Raw genomic sequence first — 16,612 nt, forward strand, 5'->3', positions numbered from 1 at the left:
TCCTGCTTTGTTTAAAATATCCTAATTTTAATGTAAATCAGTTATTACAACATGGCTTCAAACCTGCTGGCAAAAAATAAGCTTACCATATTGTATGGTTTATCACTGGCTTTATTGCTGTTTTTACTGAAATGGCTGGAGCTTAAGCTGATTATTGTTAACAATGCCTATGAAGCTTATATGGCTGCCATTGCGGTGTTTTTTACAGCGCTTGGGATCTGGCTTGCGCTAAAACTCACCAAACCCAAAACGGTGGTAATAGAAAAGCAGGTTTATGTTAATAACGGCCCGGAGTTTACCATGAACCAGGCCGAGGTAGAAAAGCTGGGCCTAAGCAAGCGCGAACTGGATGTTTTACAGCTGATGGCCGAGGGGCTGAGCAACCAGGAAATTTCGGAGCGGTTGTTTGTATCGTTAAATACTATCAAAACACATTCGGCCAGGGTTTTTGAAAAAATGGAGGTGAAACGCCGTACACAAGCCGTTGAAATGGCAAAACGGCTTAGCATTATTCCTTAAGCGGGATAATCCTTTAGTATTAAATGAAGACACATTTTACAAAATCACCCTAAAGTATGAGCCCGAAAAGTTTTTGACAAGCCAAATTTGTTCCATCAAACATTAACATAAAATGATATGAAAAAGAATGTACTTGTTTTTGGATCGATCTCCGGTTTGATCATTGCGGCAACCGGGGGCATTTCGGGTGCCCTGTGTTATAACAACCCCAATTTTCAGGGTAACATGTGGGTTGGCTACGGCTCCATGCTGCTGGCTTTCTCTTTAATATTTGTAGCCATTAAAAACTATCGCGATAAATACAATGAAGGCATAATCAGCTTCGGTAAGGCTTTCATGATAGGCCTATACATTGTGCTTATCACATCAACTGTTTATGTATTGATATGGCTGATTGAATTTTATGTATTCTTTCCTGATTTTATGACGAAGTACGTAGCCCATGTTTTAAACGACGCCAAAGCCCACGGTGCAACGGATGCCGAACTTAAACAACAAGCCGCGGGCATGGCCACTTACGTTAACATGTATAAAAGCCCCTTCGGTGTTATTGTACTTACCTATATGGAGATTTTACCGGTTGGTTTGGTGATAGCGTTGATAGCCGCGTTGATACTGAAACGCAAAAATGCCAGTCCGCAACTGGCTACGAATTAAAAACAGGTGTACCAAGTGTGATGTAAAAGCCGCATCTTTCCACTCGTCATTGCGAGGCACGAAGCAAACCCCTACTTACAGAGCGGTAATGAAAGTCTCCCTGTATAGTTCGCGATTGCTTCGTGCCTCGCAATGACGTGAAGGAGACAGTGTACGTCATGCACAACATTCGCCGTTTTATTCCTAAATTGGCTTAATGATATTCGATTTCAGGCTGAAGGTTTTTTATACGGTTGCGCAGCGGTTAAGCTTTACCAAGGCGGCATCCGAACTGTTTATTACCCAGCCTGCCGTTACCAAACACATTAAGGAGCTGGAGCAGCAGCTCAGCGTGCAGCTGTTTAAACGAAACGGCAACAATATTTCCCTCACTACTGCGGGCAAAATATTGGAAAAATATGCCGAAAAAATTTTTCAGACCTATACCGAGCTGGAAACCGAGCTGGCCCAACTAAACAATATAGAAGCCGGTACACTGCATATAGGGGCAAGTACCACCGTGGCACAAACCATTTTGCCCAAGCTGCTGGCTATGTTCAAAAAAACATACCCCAAAGTTACTTTCAACTTTATCCAGGCCAATACCGACCAGATCTCGCAGCTGGTACTGGCCGAAAAAATAGATATCGCCATTGTGGAAGGGGCCGCCCATTCGCCGCAATTATCTTATACCGATTTTATTAAGGATGAGATTGTATTGGTGACCAGTGCTAACAATAAGTTATCGAAAAAGGCAGAGATTACGCCCAAGCAATTGCCCGCTATCCCGCTGGTATTAAGGGAAGCCGGATCAGGCACCCTGGATGTTATTTTCAATGCATTAGCAGGCGTACAAATCAACCCTAAAGACCTCAACATTGAGATTCAGCTGGAAAGCAGTATCGCTATAAAACAATACCTTTTATACTCAGAAACGGCTACATTCTTGTCTATCCAATCGGTAGTGAGCGAATTGAAATACAATGAGCTCACTATTATTGATGTTAAGGGATTGGAGATCTTTCGCACATTTCAGTTCATCCAACTGCATGGCAAACACAGCAAACTGATTGAGCTTTTCAAACGTTTTTGCCTCGCCAATTATAACTTAAAGTAATCGTATATTACTTTATATCATTTGATTGCCAGCAGCTTTAGCTCCAAATTTGAGTGCTGAATCAAAGGCGATCATACATGGAACAAATTACTACCGATATCTGTATTATAGGCGCGGGGCCTGTTGGTTTATTTGCTGTTTTTGAAGCCGGACTGCTCAAAATGCGCTGCCATCTTATTGATGTGCTGCCACAGGTTGGCGGTCAGCTTTCCGAAATCTATCCGCATAAACCTATTTATGATATCCCGGGATATCCCGATGTCACCGCCCAGCAGCTGGTAGATAACCTGATGGTACAGATTGCCCCATTCCACCCAACTTTTAGTTTGGGCGAACGGGTTGAAAACCTGCACCGCAATGATGATGGTTCATACAATATCGTCACCAATGATGGTACAAGCGTTCATTGCCAGGTAGTAGTAATTGCAGGCGGCCTCGGTTGCTTTGAACCGCGCAAACCTGAGATTGACCGCCTTACTGATTTTGAAGGCAAAGGCGTAGCTTATATGGTGAAAAATTCCGAGCATTTCCGCAATAAAAAAGTGGTGCTGGCCGGTGGTGGCGATTCTGCATTGGACTGGGCTATTTTCCTGAGCAATGTGGCCGAACGCGTTACGCTGATCCATCGTGGCGATACTTTCCGCGGAGCACCTGACAGCGCCGAAAAGGTATTTGAACTGGCCAAAGAAGGCAAGATCGACCTGATCCTGAAATCAAATGTGGTTGCCTTAACCGGCGATGATCGCCTGCAGGAGATCACCCTGCTCGACCGTAACCAGCAGGTAAGCCATATCGAAGCAGATCACCTCATCCCGCTCTTCGGCCTTAGCCCCAAGCTTGGCCCTATTGCCGACTGGGGTTTGAATATCGACAGATCAGCTATTGCGGTAAATACCGTTGATTACAGCACCAATATCGAGCGGATCTATGCTATTGGCGATATCAATACTTACCCCGGTAAGCTTAAGCTGATACTATGCGGTTTCCATGAGGGGGCACTGATGGCCCAAAGTGCTTTCAAATATGTTTACCCCGAACAAAAACTGAGTTTTAAATACACCACCGTTTACGGTGTTAGCGCTTTTTAGCCATGATAAATTTAACCATAATTGACCGCGACGGCGGCCGGATGCCCGTCGAAATTCCGGAGGGGATTAACCTGAGCCTGATGGAAGTGCTAAAAGCATCTGAATATGATATACTGGCTACCTGCGGTGGTATGGCCCTTTGCGCCACCTGCCACGTACAGGTTATTGAAGGCCCTGAAGCATACTTTACTGCTACCGATACCGAACTTGACGTATTAGATACCCTGCCCTATGCACCACCCGCCAGCAGGCTTGCCTGCCAGATCAGGATCACAGAAGATATGGATGGAATGGTGTTTAGGCTGGTAGGGGAAGATTAAAGTCGGAAATCTTTAGTTCAAAGTCTTAAGTCGAAATAAAAGCCTTTTTGTTTTGTGTTGCAAGCCCTGTTGCTGGTTTACTATTTTTCTTTCCGGCAGCGGGGTTATTTCAATCTATATGAAAAAACTATTTAAATCCATTTACAAAGCTCCTATTTTTAAAAGTCGGGTCAACCACTTCTACAAAAACCCAGATTTACTGGTAGATATTGAATTTGCTAACAGGACAGATAAACTTAAACGTGTTTGGGTTGAACCTATTTGCATTGAATTTGAGCTCGATAAACAAACTGAATATAAGATATTAACCAATGATAACTCTTTCCGGATCGAATTCGATTCAGATAATTCCATCGTTTTTTATTTGCAATATACTTTTAGTTGTAAATTATTTAAGAGGCCAGTATCAGATCAGATAAGAAACCCGAATGAATGGATTCTTGATCTGGATTTTTCTGATATCAACTGATGATCATTACTATTAAAACATAGGCTATCTACCCTAACTTTACTTCTCCGTTAACACAGTAAACTTAAAATCAAGCGGTTCAAACAAGCGAATGAGTTCATCAATAAAAACCTGTCCCCATTTCACATACATCAAACCAAAGTTTTCTGAACGTTCCTGCAGACTGTCTTTAGGGAAAAGCTCGGCTTTAACGGCGGTTAATTGTTCCAAACGTACACTGTAATTTCTTTTCTCGGCCCTGATAAGTTTCTTCTCCAGATTGTCCATCGCTTTTTTAAGGCGGGCTTGTACCGCTGCTGCTGAGGGAGAAAGTGTAGGATCGATCTTGTAAGCACGGAGTTTTATTTTCTCGAAGAGGCTTTCCATTTCGCGCCATTCTTCGGCAATGCTCAGGTTATGATCGCTGTGTTTTTTAATCCAGTAGGTTTGAAGGGCGTCGCTTTGTTTAAACAGATCGATGGCATCAAGGTTCATGCGTTGAACTTTGGCAGCCTGCTCCTTTTTGATCACCAATGCCGAGTTACGGAGAATCAGGATAGGAAAATCAATATTGTAATGATCAAAGTTAGATTTCAGCTCCAGCCAGTAAACCACTTCGGCCCCACCACCAATATAGGCAATATTGGGTAAAATACACTCCTGGTATAGCGGGCGCATCACCACGTTAGGGCTAAAACGCTCAGGGTATTCGGCTATTTCTTTTTTTAGTTCGGTTTCGGTAAACTTTATCTCCGTATTGAGCACCTGGTAGCTGTCATTTTCAAAAACTATCCGTTCGCGAAGCTGATCTTTCAGGTAAAAGAAATTGATCTCGCGCGGGTTAACCTGGATGTGCACACCAAGTTCATGAAGTTTATGGTTGGTTTCAGTAATGTTTTTAAAACTATGCTGACCGATTATATCCTGCTCAATAATGGGCGCGAACTCTTTTTTAAATTCATGGTCATCAGCATCAATAATCACCAAACCATACTGGCCGAACAAAGAGTTAACGAGATAACGGGTGGCATCGGCCAGTTTATCAAATTTGGTGTAGGCGGTTTCAACAATTTCGGCAAGATCGGTAGCGTGGCCTTCCATTCCTAAAACGCCTTTGTACTGGTTAAGCGCCTGGCGAATACTTACCGGGTCGATACGACCGGTTGCTCCCGAAGCCTCATACCACCAGTGCACTTTTTTACCGCCAATATTGGTATAATTGATCTCGGCAAAGTCATGATCTTCGCTGGCCATCCAGTAAACAGGAACAAAGTTTTTACCGGGATGGGCTGCCTTAAGTTGCTGCGCCAGTTTAATGGCAGTAGCAATTTTATAGAGGAAGTACAATGGCCCGGCAAAAATATTAAGCTGATGACCTGTTGTAATGGTATACGTATTATCAAGCTTTAAAAGCTCCAGATTTTGAGCGGTAAGTGCGGTAGAATAAGTACATAATTTATCAGCCTCCTTACCCAAACACTCGTACTGCTTAGTTAACACACGCACCAGCACCTCGCGGTTGGCAACAACCTTTTTGTTTTTCAAAAACTCAGCAAAACCAGCCATATCCGGACGGTAGCCGTAAAATGGTTGTAGCTCGGGTTTGTTGTCGATGTATTCGGCAATTGTGTGAGAAAAAAAACCGGTGTCTTTATAACTTATACAGGAAGCGTCCATTTTTTGATTTCTGATTTTTCAATTTTGACTTGTCTTCTAAGGTGTTCAAGAAGGCTTCGCCGTTTGGGGTGTTAGTTTGCAGATTTTGGCCTAAAACAAAACACCAGCAAATAAATAATTTAAATGCTGGTGTCGAATTTAGATTTTAAATCTCAAAATCATTCAATATCAAATAACTGATACTGTTATTTTACAATTTGTCCATAAAGATCAAAGTCTTCAGCGCTGTCTATCTGCACGTTAACAAAGCTGCCAACGGTAGCGTAATCAACGCTTGCATCAATCAAAACTTCGTTATCAACCTCGGGCGAATCAAATTCGGTACGGCCAACAAAATAGCCCCCATCTTTTTTATCAATCAGTACTTTGTAGGTATTGCCAATCTTCTCCTGGTTTTTATCAAAAGAAATGCCTTGCTGAATTTCCATAATGGCGTCGGCACGCTCCTGTTTTACTTCTTCGGGTACATCGTCAACCAAACTATGGGCATGTGTTTTTTCTTCGTGCGAGTAAGTAAAACAACCCAGACGGTCGAATTTGGTATCCTCAACCCATTGCGCCATTTCTTCAAAATCCTGCTGGGTTTCGCCGGGATAACCGGTGATCAGCGTGGTACGCATGGCTATGCCCGGTACTTTATCACGGATCTCGTTTACAATGTCAATGGTTTTTTGCTTGGTGATCCCACGGCGCATAGATTTCAGCATACTATCTGTAATGTGCTGCAATGGCATATCCAGGTATTTGCAAATGTTTTCGCGCTCGTTCATCACATCCAGGATCTCCATCGGGAACCCTGACGGATAAGCATACTGCAATCTGATCCACTCAATACCATTTACATCAGATAAACGGCGAAGCAACTCGTCCAAATTACGTTTGCCGTAAAGATCGAGCCCGTAGTAGGTCAAATCCTGGGCGATCAGGATCAACTCTTTGGTGCCGTTTTTGGCCAGCTTTTTAGCATCTTCAACCAACTGTTCTATTGGTGAGCTCAGGTGCTTGCCCCTCATTAAAGGGATAGCGCAAAATGAGCATGGACGGTTACAGCCCTCAGCTATTTTAAAATAAGCAAAGTGCGAAGGTGTTGTTAACAAACGCTCGCCAATAAGCTCATGTTTGTAGTTGGCACCTACAGATGCTAACAAGTTCTGCAGATCATTGGTGCCGAAGTAGGCATCAACATTGGTAATTTCGGCTTCAAGCTCGGGTTTGTAGCGTTCGCTCAGGCAACCTGTTACAATCACTTTACCTACCTTGCCTTGTTCTTTAAGCTCGCTGTATTGTAAAATAGTATCAATAGATTCCTGCTTGGCATTATCAATAAAGCCACAGGTGTTAATTACAATAATATCATTTTTGCCTACCTTATCGGCCTCATGCACCACATCAAACTGGTTGCCCTTCAACTGGCCCATCAATATCTCCGAATCGTAAATATTTTTTGAGCAGCCTAACGTAACCACGTTTACACGGGGTTTGGCTATCTTTTTGGGCTTATCTAATTCTTTCGTCCTCATACTCTATAAAGTCGTCATTGCGAGGTACGAAGCAATCCCCGACTTACAGAGCGAATCTGCATAGTTTGGGATTGCTTCGTACCTCGCAATGACGCGTTTTTTATGCCTTTATTGTTTAAATAAACTATCTACAAACGCCTGCCTGTCAAACAGCTGTAAATGATCCACACCTTCGCCTACACCTATATATTTTACCGGGATCTTGAACTGATCTGAAATACCTATCACCACGCCGCCTTTAGCCGTACCATCAAGTTTGGTAAGCGCCAGGGCATTTACATTGGTAGCCTCAGTAAATTGCTTGCATTGCTCAATAGCGTTTTGGCCGGTTGATGCATCCAGCACCAGCAAAATCTCATGCGGGGCACCGGGGATAACCTTTTGCATCACATTCTTGATTTTGGTAAGCTCGTTCATCAAGCCTACTTTGTTATGCAAACGGCCCGCGGTATCAATAATAGCAACATCATCGCCATTAGCTACTGCCGAGCGCAGGGTATCATAAGCAACCGAAGCGGGATCTGAACCCATGGCCTGGGCAACAACCTTTACGCCAACACGCTCGCCCCAAAGCTTGATCTGGTCTACCGCCGCTGCACGAAAAGTATCCGCAGCGCCTAATACTACCTGGTTACCGGCTTGCTTAAGCTTGTGGGCCAGTTTGCCTATGGTGGTTGTTTTACCAACGCCGTTAACCCCAACAACCATAATTACATAGGGCTTGTGATCGCCATATTCAAAATTGCGGAAGTCATTACTATTATTTTCGGCAAGCAGGTGCTGAATCTCATCTTTTAACAGGGTGTTGAGCTCGTTGGTGCTTACGTATTTATCGCGCGCAACACGGGTCTGGATCCTGTCGATGATCTTGAGGGTAGTGCTTACGCCAACATCCGATGTTACCAGGATCTCTTCCAGCTCATCAAGCACATCATCATCAACGGTTGATTTACCGGCGATGGCTTTAGTGATCTTCGAAAAAAAGTTATCCTTGGTTTTTTCCAAACCGGTATCAAGCGCCTGCTGATCTTGCTGCGTATTTTCCTTTTTCTTAAAAAAATCAAATAATCCCATGTTCGTTGATATGCAAATGTGCGAATTTCAGATGTGCAGATTTCAGATGTGCAGATTAAAATTTTATCATCTGCATATTTGCACATCTAAAATCTGCACATCAACAAAAAAAGCCCTCTCGTAAAAACAAGACGGCTTCAATATTTTAATCAAAGAGTGATTATATAGTTTTACCTGCAATTGCATCCTTAACTAAATCGTTAGGGACAATTTGCTCTTTGAATGAATAAGCACCGGTTTTAGGTGATTTATTCATAGTGATCACTTTTGAATATTCTTTGCCTTTACCTGCTACTTTCAGGGTTGCAACTACTTTCTTTGCCATTTCTTGTTAATTTATTGAATTAGTGACTTATTGAATAGCAAGTTAATTGTTGTTAGCATGTTAACCTAATCAACCAATCAACTTCATCAACCAATTATTTTATCTCTTTGTGAACTGTTACTTTCCTCAAAACAGGGTTGAATTTTTTCAACTCTAATCTTTCAGTTGTATTTTTTTTGTTCTTAGTGGTGATATAGCGAGACATGCCTGGCATACCGCTTGTTTTGTGTTCAGTGCACTCTAAAATCACCTGAACCCTGTTGCCTTTTTTTGCCATTTTCTTTTTATGTTGTACGTGTAACCTCGCGGCTTACGTAATTTTTCAATTTTATTATACTGCTAAACTTGAAAGCCAACTACTAAATGTAGCCTTTTTTAACAAATTTATTGATGCAGGCGGTAATACCGTTTTTGCTGATAGTTTTTACAGCAGAAGTAGATACCTTTAAGGTAATCCATTTATCTTCTTCAGGAATATAAAACTTTTTAAGTTTCAAGTTAGGATGAAACCTGCGTTTTGTTTTAACGTTTGAGTTTGAAACGTTGTTACCTACGATAGATCCTTTTCCTGTTAGATCACAAATTCTTGACATGACAAATATTTTTAATTATCAACCCTTTATCCAAAAAGAGTTTGCAAATATCAGACTTTTAAATCAAATATTCAATAGTGTTTTCAAAATATTTTAAAAAAGATTTATAGCGATGCGTGAATGCTATCTTGTTAGTTAATAATAAGTTATTTTTTTCTTTTGACCGGCAATAACAACACCAGTCGCAGGTCTAAATATTGTATGAACCAGAATTTATAGAATTAAAGAATGGTGAGAATGCCAGGCAAATTCAATAAATTCCGTAATTCGTTTAATTCGGGTTCAGACATCCTGCCAATCCATTAATCCTAAAAATCACGGTTCAGAATCCGGGCGTTGCCTGCGGCCGGGCTATCCGCCTCAAGTCCTCGCTTTGGCCTTACACTAATCCATCGCACGCTGCGGGCTTTCCTCTCCTATCCCTAACGCACCCCTTCCACAACCCAATAACAATACCAAAATCTAAAGGTGCAAATCGTCCAATAATTACTTTTTAAAAAAATTTAAAAAGCAGCGATTTTAGTTTACACATCGCACATAAATTATTAAATTACGCCCACCATTTGAACCCGCATGAAAACGTTATAAGCTAAAAGGAAACAAACAGTTTAAGCGCGTAGCAGCTTCATCAACCAACCAAACACCAACCAACCGATGAAAATTACATCATTTGAAGAGTACAAAAAGGTTTACCAGCAAAGTGTTGAGCAGCCCGAGCAATTTTGGGCCGGCATTGCCGATAATTTTTTATGGCAAAAAAAGTGGGACACCGTATTGGACTGGAACTTTAAGGAACCTAAGATCAAATGGTTCCAGGGTGCAAAACTCAACATTACTGAAAACTGTCTCGACCGCCATCTGGAAACCCTTGGCGATAAACCGGCCATCATTTGGGAGCCAAATGACCCCGAAGAAGATCACCGGATATTAACCTATCGCCAGCTTCACGATAAAGTTTGCCAGTTTGCCAATGTGCTAAAAAACAACGGCGCTAAAAAAGGCGATCGTATCTGTATCTATATGCCCATGATCCCTGAGCTGGCTATTGCTGTTTTGGCCTGCGCGCGTATCGGTGCTATCCACTCAGTTGTTTTTGGTGGTTTCTCGGCACAGTCAATTGCCGATAGGATCAACGATGCCGAGTGCAACATTGTGATCACCTGCGATGGCGGTAAACGTGGCAATAAAGAAATACCACTTAAAACCGTTATTGATGATGCTTTGGTACAATGCCGTTCGATTAAAAAAGTAATTGTGCTGACCCGAAGCCGTACACCGGTTTCCATGATCAAAGGCCGCGATGTTTGGTGGGAAGATGAGATCAAAAAAGTTGAGACACAGGGAAACCCAGACTGTCCTGCCGAAGTGATGGATGCCGAGGATATGCTGTTCATCCTTTACACATCAGGCTCAACCGGCAAGCCTAAAGGTGTGGTACATACCTGCGGCGGTTACATGGTTTATGCCGGCTACACCTTTGCCAACGTATTCCAATACAACCAGGGTGAGGTTTATTTTTGTACTGCCGATATCGGCTGGATCACAGGTCACTCGTATATCGTATACGGTCCGCTTTCGCAGGGGGCTACCACGCTGATGTTCGAGGGGATCCCAACCTATCCGGATTGTGGTCGTTTTTGGGAGATTGTTGATAAATTTAAAGTAAACATATTATACACTGCTCCAACAGCTATCCGCTCGTTAATGAGCTTCGGGCTGGACCAGGTAAAAAACAAAGACCTGAGCTCGCTCAAAAAATTAGGCTCGGTTGGCGAACCTATCAACGAAGAAGCATGGCACTGGTTCGATGACAACATCGGTAAAAACCGCTGCCCAATTGTTGATACCTGGTGGCAAACTGAAAATGGCGGTATCATGATCTCGCCTATCGCGGGTATCACCCCAACTAAACCGGGCTATGCTACCTTGCCTTTACCGGGCGTACAACCAGTTTTGGTTGACGAGAACGGCAAGGTAATTGAAGGCAATGGCGTAAGCGGTAACCTTTGTATCAAATTCCCGTGGCCGGGCATGCTGCGCACCACTTATGGCGATCATGAGCGCTGCCGCACCACCTACTTTGCTACTTACGAAAACATGTACTTTACAGGCGACGGCTGCTTACGTGACGAGGATGGCTATTACCGAATTACCGGCAGGGTGGATGATGTGTTGAACGTATCCGGTCACCGTATAGGTACTGCCGAGGTAGAGAACGCCATTAACATGCACAGCAGTGTAGTTGAATCGGCCGTGGTTGGTTATCCGCATGACATTAAAGGGCAGGGTGTTTATGCCTACGTGGTGAGCCCGGATAAACATGGCGATGAAGAGATCACCCGCAAGGATATCATCATGACGGTATCGCGCATCATTGGCCCGATAGCTAAACCTGATAAAATTCAGTTTGTGACCGGTTTGCCAAAAACGCGCTCGGGCAAGATCATGCGCCGTATTTTACGCAAAATAGCCGAAGGCGATACTTCAAATTTAGGCGATACCAGCACATTGCTTGATCCGGCTGTAGTTGATGAGATCAAGGCAGGAGCTCTTTGATTAGATTACTTTAGTTAATTTTAACGCTATATAAATAACACGTCATTGCGAGGCACGAAGCAATCCCCGATTAGTAGGTTCGCCCTGTATAGTTTGCGATTGCTTCGTGCCTCGCAATGACGTTTTTAAATATTCTAACAGAAAATGAGCGAGACAGGAAACAATAAGTCTAAGATCAAGACGAAAAGACTTTTTCTTCTTGGCTCTTTACTCTTAATCTCTTGCCTCTCTTTCTCACAGGGTAAATACAATCTCGATTTTTTTACCACCCACAACCAATTCTATCTGTGCGATTCGGCATTTACAGGCACCACCGGAGATACCACTTTTTGGAACAACGACGCCCAAAATGCCCGCTTAGGCACTACTGAAGATATCATCGGTATAAAAACAGCCAGCTATGGCCACATCAAAGCCGAACTTAATGTATTAAACACTGCCGATACTGAAAAAGACTTCAGCAAATACGACCATGTTGTTGAAGGCAGTGTAAAGTTAAGTTCGGGTATTATAGAGATCCTGAATTTCCCGGATACGAAGATCATCCTGAAAGCTATTGTTACTCCTGCACGATATCGCGTGCGCATTTATTCTTACTCCATAAAAAATGTTAATCCCGAGGATGATGAGGGTACAGATCATTATAAGATCACCCTTTGGCAGGGGGAAGATAAGGGGAGAAAAGTGCTGAAAGCTTACAAAGAATAATAGCCTATTCCTTCCAAACACAGATTACTTTGTTAATTATAGTTAAATCATCTATGTAAGTTTCTAACCCTAAGTTTTTTGCAGGATATTGTAGTTATTACATTCTCTTATGAAAAAGGTATGGTTATCAGTGCTTTTGTCTGGGTGGTTATTTGCGGCTATCGCTCAGAATACAGCATTAACAAATGGTATTATTTACGAAAACGGGGCAGGTGGGCGTTTAGCAAATATTAAAGTTGTGAACAAGCAAACGCGAAACCGGGCAATAACCAACGATATCGGCGAGTTCAAAATAGCAGCCAATCCCGGAGACACACTGGAGTTTTCAAACGACCTTTTTGAAACTAAGAATATTGTGGCTGACGATTCACATACAACAATAGCATTTTTGAATAAAATCATCACTTTGAAGGAAGTTGTAATAAAAGAAAACTCGCTAAGAAAAGATTTGGCCGAAACGCAACATATTTATAGGAGCAAGGGAGTATTTTATACCGGTCGCCCCCATTATTATTACCTTTTTCTTAAACCAATGACCTTTATTTATGAAAACTTTAAAAGCGAGGTAATAAACGCGAGAAGATTTAAGAAAGCATCGATATCGGATCTTCAGGGACAGGAGATAGGCATGAGATTTAATGAACAAATTGTCCAAAATAACACCCCGCTAAATGACACACAGGCCAGGGATTTTGTGATCAGATATTGGCCTTCAATACAGCAGGTACGAAGCTGGAGCGATTATGATATGGTTCAATATATCAAACATTCTTACGAAGACTTTAAGATAGAGAGCAAATAACTGAAAGTTCAAATCATCCTCTGCCCATCCTTCTTTTCTTGAGTTCTGACTCTTGACTTCTTATCTCTTTTTTATCAAACTATCCTCCCTCCCATCCGTTATCCATATACATCTAAATAAAAAACATCATGGATAAATTACAAATAAAAGGCGGATGGAACGAGTTGAAAGGCAAAATCAAACAAGCCTACGGCGACCTTACCGACGACGACCTTACCTGGCAGGAAGGTAAAGACGATGAAACACTTGGTAAACTCCAGCAAAAAACGGGTAAAACCCGCGATGAGCTGGTAAAGTGGATAAACAGTTTATAAAATCAGAAAAGCTCCGGGAACGGGGCTTTTTTATTTAAACAACTTTAAGAGTTCCAGCTTAAAGCCAGGAATTATCAGAGAGGTTAACGTTTCCGTTTTGAGTACTTTTTGATATAAACTATACACTCCATCAGTTAGTTTATACATATCGGCATTTTCCTGTACAGGATCTATTATAATATATTCTGCTACACCATATTTTTCGTAAACATCCTTTTTTTGTCGGAGATCATAATAAGCAGTAGATGGAGAAAGTATTTCTATGATCAAATCCGGTGCTCCTTCAATCCGATCTTTTACAAGATCGACAACCCGACTTTCTTTTATGTAAAGTATATCCGGCTGAAGTACATTACCATCGTCAAACTTCACATCCATTGGTGCACTTACAAGAAAGCCATTATCATTTATGCTATCTAAAAAATTAGATAATAACTGGATAATCTTAGCAGATAACTGCTGGTGAGCAGGGATAGGTGAAGGCGACATAATCAAATCATAGTTAATCAACTGAAAAGGGGCACCTTCCTCAAGCATCAAATAATCATCAACGGTGTATTTTTTCTTGTCAGCAGTCAGCATAAATCAAATATAACTAATTTCGCACAATGAAAGTTACCAAACCTACCATTCTTGTTGTAAATGACGATGGCATAACCGCCCCGGGTATCAAAGCGCTGATGGATGCCATGGCGAAGATTGGCCGCGTGGTAGTTGTTGCTCCTGACAGCCCGCAATCGGGCATGGGACACGCTATTACTATCGGCAAACCTTTACGGCTGGACCAGGTTGACATTTACGAGGGTATTGAAATGTACCGCTGCTCAGGCACCCCGGTTGATTGTGTGAAGCTTGCCGTTAACAAAATTTTTAAAGGCCAAAAACCTGATCTTTGTGTTTCGGGTATCAATCATGGCTTAAATAATTCTATCAATGTACTGTATTCAGGCACTATGTCGGCAGCGGTTGAAGGGGCTATTGAAGGCATTCCATCAATTGGCTTTTCGCTGGATGATTATACCTTACAAGCCGATTTTGAGCCATGCATCAAATATGTAACTGAACTTGCATTGCAGGTTTTGGCTAATGGTTTACCACAGGCTACTCTGTTAAACGTAAACTTCCCTAACATAAAACACATCAAGGGCATCAAAATTTGCAGGCAGGCAGCAGCCAAATGGGCCGAAGAATTTGATGAACGTGTTGATCCGCATAAACGTCCTTATTACTGGCTTACAGGTGTTTTTCAGCTGAACGATGGCGGTGAAGATACCGACGTTTGGGCGTTGGATCAGGGCTACGCCTCAGTGGTACCCGTACAATTTGATATGACGGCACACCATGCCATCCCTTATTTAAACAACTGGAAATTTAATGTATAAGGGCATGCTTAATAAAAACGATACAGCAACAGGTTTATTGATTGGCGCAATACTGCCGGCAATTAGCTTGTTTGTTTTTATGTTTGTGCTTAAAAACCATGTTGTTTTTATGAACAAACCGGGCATCCCCTACTTTGTTGCCTTTGCCCTCAACCTGTTTATCCTTCGTTATTGCTATGCTAAGGGCGCCGATAAAACGGGCAATGGCATTGCCATGATTTCGCTTTTGTTTATGCTGGCCATATTCATATTTAAACTACAATCTTTATAATGAAATATTACCTGGTGGCCGGCGAAGCTTCGGGCGATTTGCACGGGGCTAACTTAATGAAAGCCCTGAAAGCGCTTGATAAGAATACCGATTTTCGCTTTTTTGGCGGCGACCTGATGCAGGCTGAAGGCGGCACACTGGTAAAACATTATGCCGATATGGCGTTTATGGGCTTTGTAGAGGTAATAGCCAACCTGCAAACCATCCTCAAAAACCTTAAATCATGTAAGCAGGATATTACGGCTTACCAGCCGGATGTTCTGGTTCTGATAGACTTCCCTGGCTTTAACCTCAAAATAGCCGAGTATGCCAAAACACAGGGCATTTTAGTTTGCTACTATATTTCGCCCAAAGTTTGGGCATGGAACCAAAAACGGGTGCTCAAGATTAAACGCATTGTTGACCACCTGTTTTGTATCCTGCCTTTCGAGGTGGCATTTTATAAGGAATGGGGAATGGACGTTGATTATGTAGGCAATCCGCTGCTTGATGCGGTTTCGGCATTTAAACCAGATGTTGAGTTCCTGCAAAAAAACAACCTTACCAGCAAAAGCATTATCGCATTATTACCCGGCAGCCGTAAGCAGGAGATCAGCAGGTTACTACCTGATATGATCCGGGCTTCGGTTAATTTTCCCGAATATCAGTTTGTAATTGCAGGTGCCCCGGCTTTCGAGGCTGATTATTATGTACCATATTTAAATGGTGCAGAGATCCCCATTGTATTTAACGCCACTTATGATTTGCTGAACCAGACCCATGCCGCTATCGTAGCCTCTGGTACTGCAACGCTTGAAACTGCACTGTTTAATGTCCCGCAGGTGGTGGTTTACAAAGGAGGAAAATTGACTATTGCCATAGCCCGCATGCTGGTAAAACTCAATTTTATATCGCTGGTAAACCTGATCATGGATAAACAGGTAGTAAAAGAATTGATCCAGGAAGAATGCACTGCTAACAAAATGGCCGAAGAGTTAAACCTGATTGTCAATAATGCAACCTATCGCCAAACCATGCTTGATGGTTACAATGAGCTCGATGTGCGCATGGGGCAACCGGGGGCATCGGCCAAAACAGCCGGGTTAATTGTCAAATATACTCAGGAAGCTAAAAAAATGGTAACGTCTTAAAAGAAACGTCATTGCGAGTAACGATCAGGGGAAACCTGAAAAAAAATGTAATGACGTGCTTTGGGATGAGAAGTAAGATATTTGCCTGGAAAAACAAGGTCAAACTACAGACCCCGTATAATCCTTGGGGCC

The 16,612-nt window shown here is 42.4% G+C and carries 19 protein-coding genes; 12 read left to right on the forward strand and 7 right to left on the reverse strand.

Going from position 1 to position 16,612, the window contains the following annotated elements; genetic code table 11:
- Nucleotides 1-51: 51 nt before the first annotated feature.
- From ACFFGT_RS04545 to ACFFGT_RS04565, 5 genes are all read left to right on the forward strand, one after another.
- Nucleotides 52-519: a response regulator transcription factor gene (locus ACFFGT_RS04545; protein WP_377021322.1), complete on the forward strand. Its 468-nt coding sequence runs from the start codon at nt 52-54 to the stop codon at nt 517-519.
- Between the two features lie 117 nt (nt 520-636).
- Entirely contained in the window at nt 637-1,176 is a 540-nt protein-coding gene (locus ACFFGT_RS04550; RefSeq protein ID WP_377021323.1) for a DUF4199 domain-containing protein, read from the forward strand.
- 196 nt (nt 1,177-1,372) lie between these two features.
- A complete protein-coding gene (locus tag ACFFGT_RS04555) occupies nt 1,373-2,272 on the forward strand; it encodes a LysR substrate-binding domain-containing protein (protein ID WP_377021324.1) in 900 nt (299 codons plus the stop codon).
- A gap of 77 nt (nt 2,273-2,349) precedes the next feature.
- Nucleotides 2,350-3,360 carry an NAD(P)/FAD-dependent oxidoreductase gene (locus tag ACFFGT_RS04560; RefSeq protein WP_377021325.1) on the forward strand — a complete coding sequence of 337 codons (1,011 nt, stop codon included), beginning with the start codon at nt 2,350-2,352 and terminating at the stop codon, nt 3,358-3,360.
- Between the two features lie 2 nt (nt 3,361-3,362).
- Nucleotides 3,363-3,680: a 2Fe-2S iron-sulfur cluster-binding protein gene (locus ACFFGT_RS04565; RefSeq protein ID WP_377021326.1), complete on the forward strand. Its 318-nt coding sequence runs from the start codon at nt 3,363-3,365 to the stop codon at nt 3,678-3,680.
- 508 nt (nt 3,681-4,188) lie between these two features.
- On the opposite strand, the gene bshC is transcribed toward ACFFGT_RS04565, so the two are convergent.
- From bshC to rpmB, 6 genes are all read right to left on the reverse strand, one after another.
- Nucleotides 4,189-5,805 (reverse strand): bacillithiol biosynthesis cysteine-adding enzyme BshC, encoded by a 1,617-nt coding sequence (gene bshC / locus ACFFGT_RS04570; protein ID WP_377021327.1) that lies wholly within the window; start codon nt 5,803-5,805, stop codon nt 4,189-4,191.
- Between the two features lie 185 nt (nt 5,806-5,990).
- Nucleotides 5,991-7,325: a 30S ribosomal protein S12 methylthiotransferase RimO gene (gene rimO / locus ACFFGT_RS04575; protein ID WP_377021328.1), complete on the reverse strand. Its 1,335-nt coding sequence runs from the start codon at nt 7,323-7,325 to the stop codon at nt 5,991-5,993.
- Between the two features lie 108 nt (nt 7,326-7,433).
- Entirely contained in the window at nt 7,434-8,399 is a 966-nt protein-coding gene (gene ftsY / locus ACFFGT_RS04580) for a signal recognition particle-docking protein FtsY (RefSeq protein WP_377021329.1), read from the reverse strand.
- A 160-nt stretch (nt 8,400-8,559) separates the two neighbouring features.
- Nucleotides 8,560-8,724: a DUF4295 domain-containing protein gene (locus ACFFGT_RS04585; RefSeq protein WP_090532298.1), complete on the reverse strand. Its 165-nt coding sequence runs from the start codon at nt 8,722-8,724 to the stop codon at nt 8,560-8,562.
- Nucleotides 8,725-8,818: 94 nt separating this feature from the next.
- The gene (rpmG, locus tag ACFFGT_RS04590) at nt 8,819-9,001 is read right to left on the reverse strand and encodes a 50S ribosomal protein L33 (RefSeq protein ID WP_022830075.1); all 183 of its coding nucleotides are present in this window, start codon (nt 8,999-9,001) and stop codon (nt 8,819-8,821) included.
- Nucleotides 9,002-9,083: 82 nt separating this feature from the next.
- Nucleotides 9,084-9,317, reverse strand: coding sequence for a 50S ribosomal protein L28 (gene rpmB / locus ACFFGT_RS04595; protein WP_022830076.1), 234 nt, complete (start codon nt 9,315-9,317; stop codon nt 9,084-9,086).
- Between the two features lie 627 nt (nt 9,318-9,944).
- Between rpmB and acs the strand changes: the two genes are divergently transcribed.
- The 4 genes from acs (at nt 9,945) to ACFFGT_RS04615 (ending at nt 13,697) form a co-directional block, all read left to right on the forward strand.
- Complete coding sequence (gene acs / locus ACFFGT_RS04600) at nt 9,945-11,873, forward strand: acetate--CoA ligase (RefSeq protein ID WP_377021337.1); 1,929 nt, start codon at nt 9,945-9,947, stop codon at nt 11,871-11,873.
- Between the two features lie 144 nt (nt 11,874-12,017).
- Entirely contained in the window at nt 12,018-12,581 is a 564-nt protein-coding gene (locus ACFFGT_RS04605; RefSeq protein WP_377021330.1) for a hypothetical protein, read from the forward strand.
- 109 nt (nt 12,582-12,690) lie between these two features.
- Entirely contained in the window at nt 12,691-13,383 is a 693-nt protein-coding gene (locus ACFFGT_RS04610) for a hypothetical protein (RefSeq protein WP_377021331.1), read from the forward strand.
- A gap of 128 nt (nt 13,384-13,511) precedes the next feature.
- Nucleotides 13,512-13,697, forward strand: a complete 186-nt coding sequence (locus ACFFGT_RS04615) for a CsbD family protein (RefSeq protein WP_377021332.1) — start codon at nt 13,512-13,514, stop codon at nt 13,695-13,697.
- Between the two features lie 30 nt (nt 13,698-13,727).
- Here ACFFGT_RS04615 and ACFFGT_RS04620 read toward each other — a convergent pair whose 3' ends face one another.
- The gene (locus ACFFGT_RS04620) at nt 13,728-14,279 is read right to left on the reverse strand and encodes a Uma2 family endonuclease (RefSeq protein WP_377021333.1); all 552 of its coding nucleotides are present in this window, start codon (nt 14,277-14,279) and stop codon (nt 13,728-13,730) included.
- Between the two features lie 26 nt (nt 14,280-14,305).
- On the opposite strand from ACFFGT_RS04620, the gene surE reads away from it, so the two are divergent.
- Genes surE through lpxB form a run of 3 tightly spaced genes read left to right on the forward strand, consistent with a single transcriptional unit; the run spans nt 14,306 to nt 16,480 of the window.
- Nucleotides 14,306-15,079 carry a 5'/3'-nucleotidase SurE gene (surE, locus tag ACFFGT_RS04625; protein ID WP_377021334.1) on the forward strand — a complete coding sequence of 258 codons (774 nt, stop codon included), beginning with the start codon at nt 14,306-14,308 and terminating at the stop codon, nt 15,077-15,079.
- A 4-nt stretch (nt 15,080-15,083) separates the two neighbouring features.
- Complete coding sequence (locus ACFFGT_RS04630; protein WP_377021335.1) at nt 15,084-15,350, forward strand: hypothetical protein; 267 nt, start codon at nt 15,084-15,086, stop codon at nt 15,348-15,350.
- Nucleotides 15,350-16,480 carry a lipid-A-disaccharide synthase gene (gene lpxB / locus ACFFGT_RS04635; protein WP_377021336.1) on the forward strand — a complete coding sequence of 377 codons (1,131 nt, stop codon included), beginning with the start codon at nt 15,350-15,352 and terminating at the stop codon, nt 16,478-16,480. The genes ACFFGT_RS04630 and lpxB overlap by 1 nt, the downstream gene beginning before the upstream one ends.
- Nucleotides 16,481-16,612 lie beyond the last annotated feature (132 nt).

Origin of the sequence: Mucilaginibacter angelicae, assembly GCF_042434235.1 — a bacterium.
GTDB classification, from domain to species: Bacteria; Bacteroidota; Bacteroidia; order Sphingobacteriales; family Sphingobacteriaceae; genus Mucilaginibacter; species Mucilaginibacter angelicae.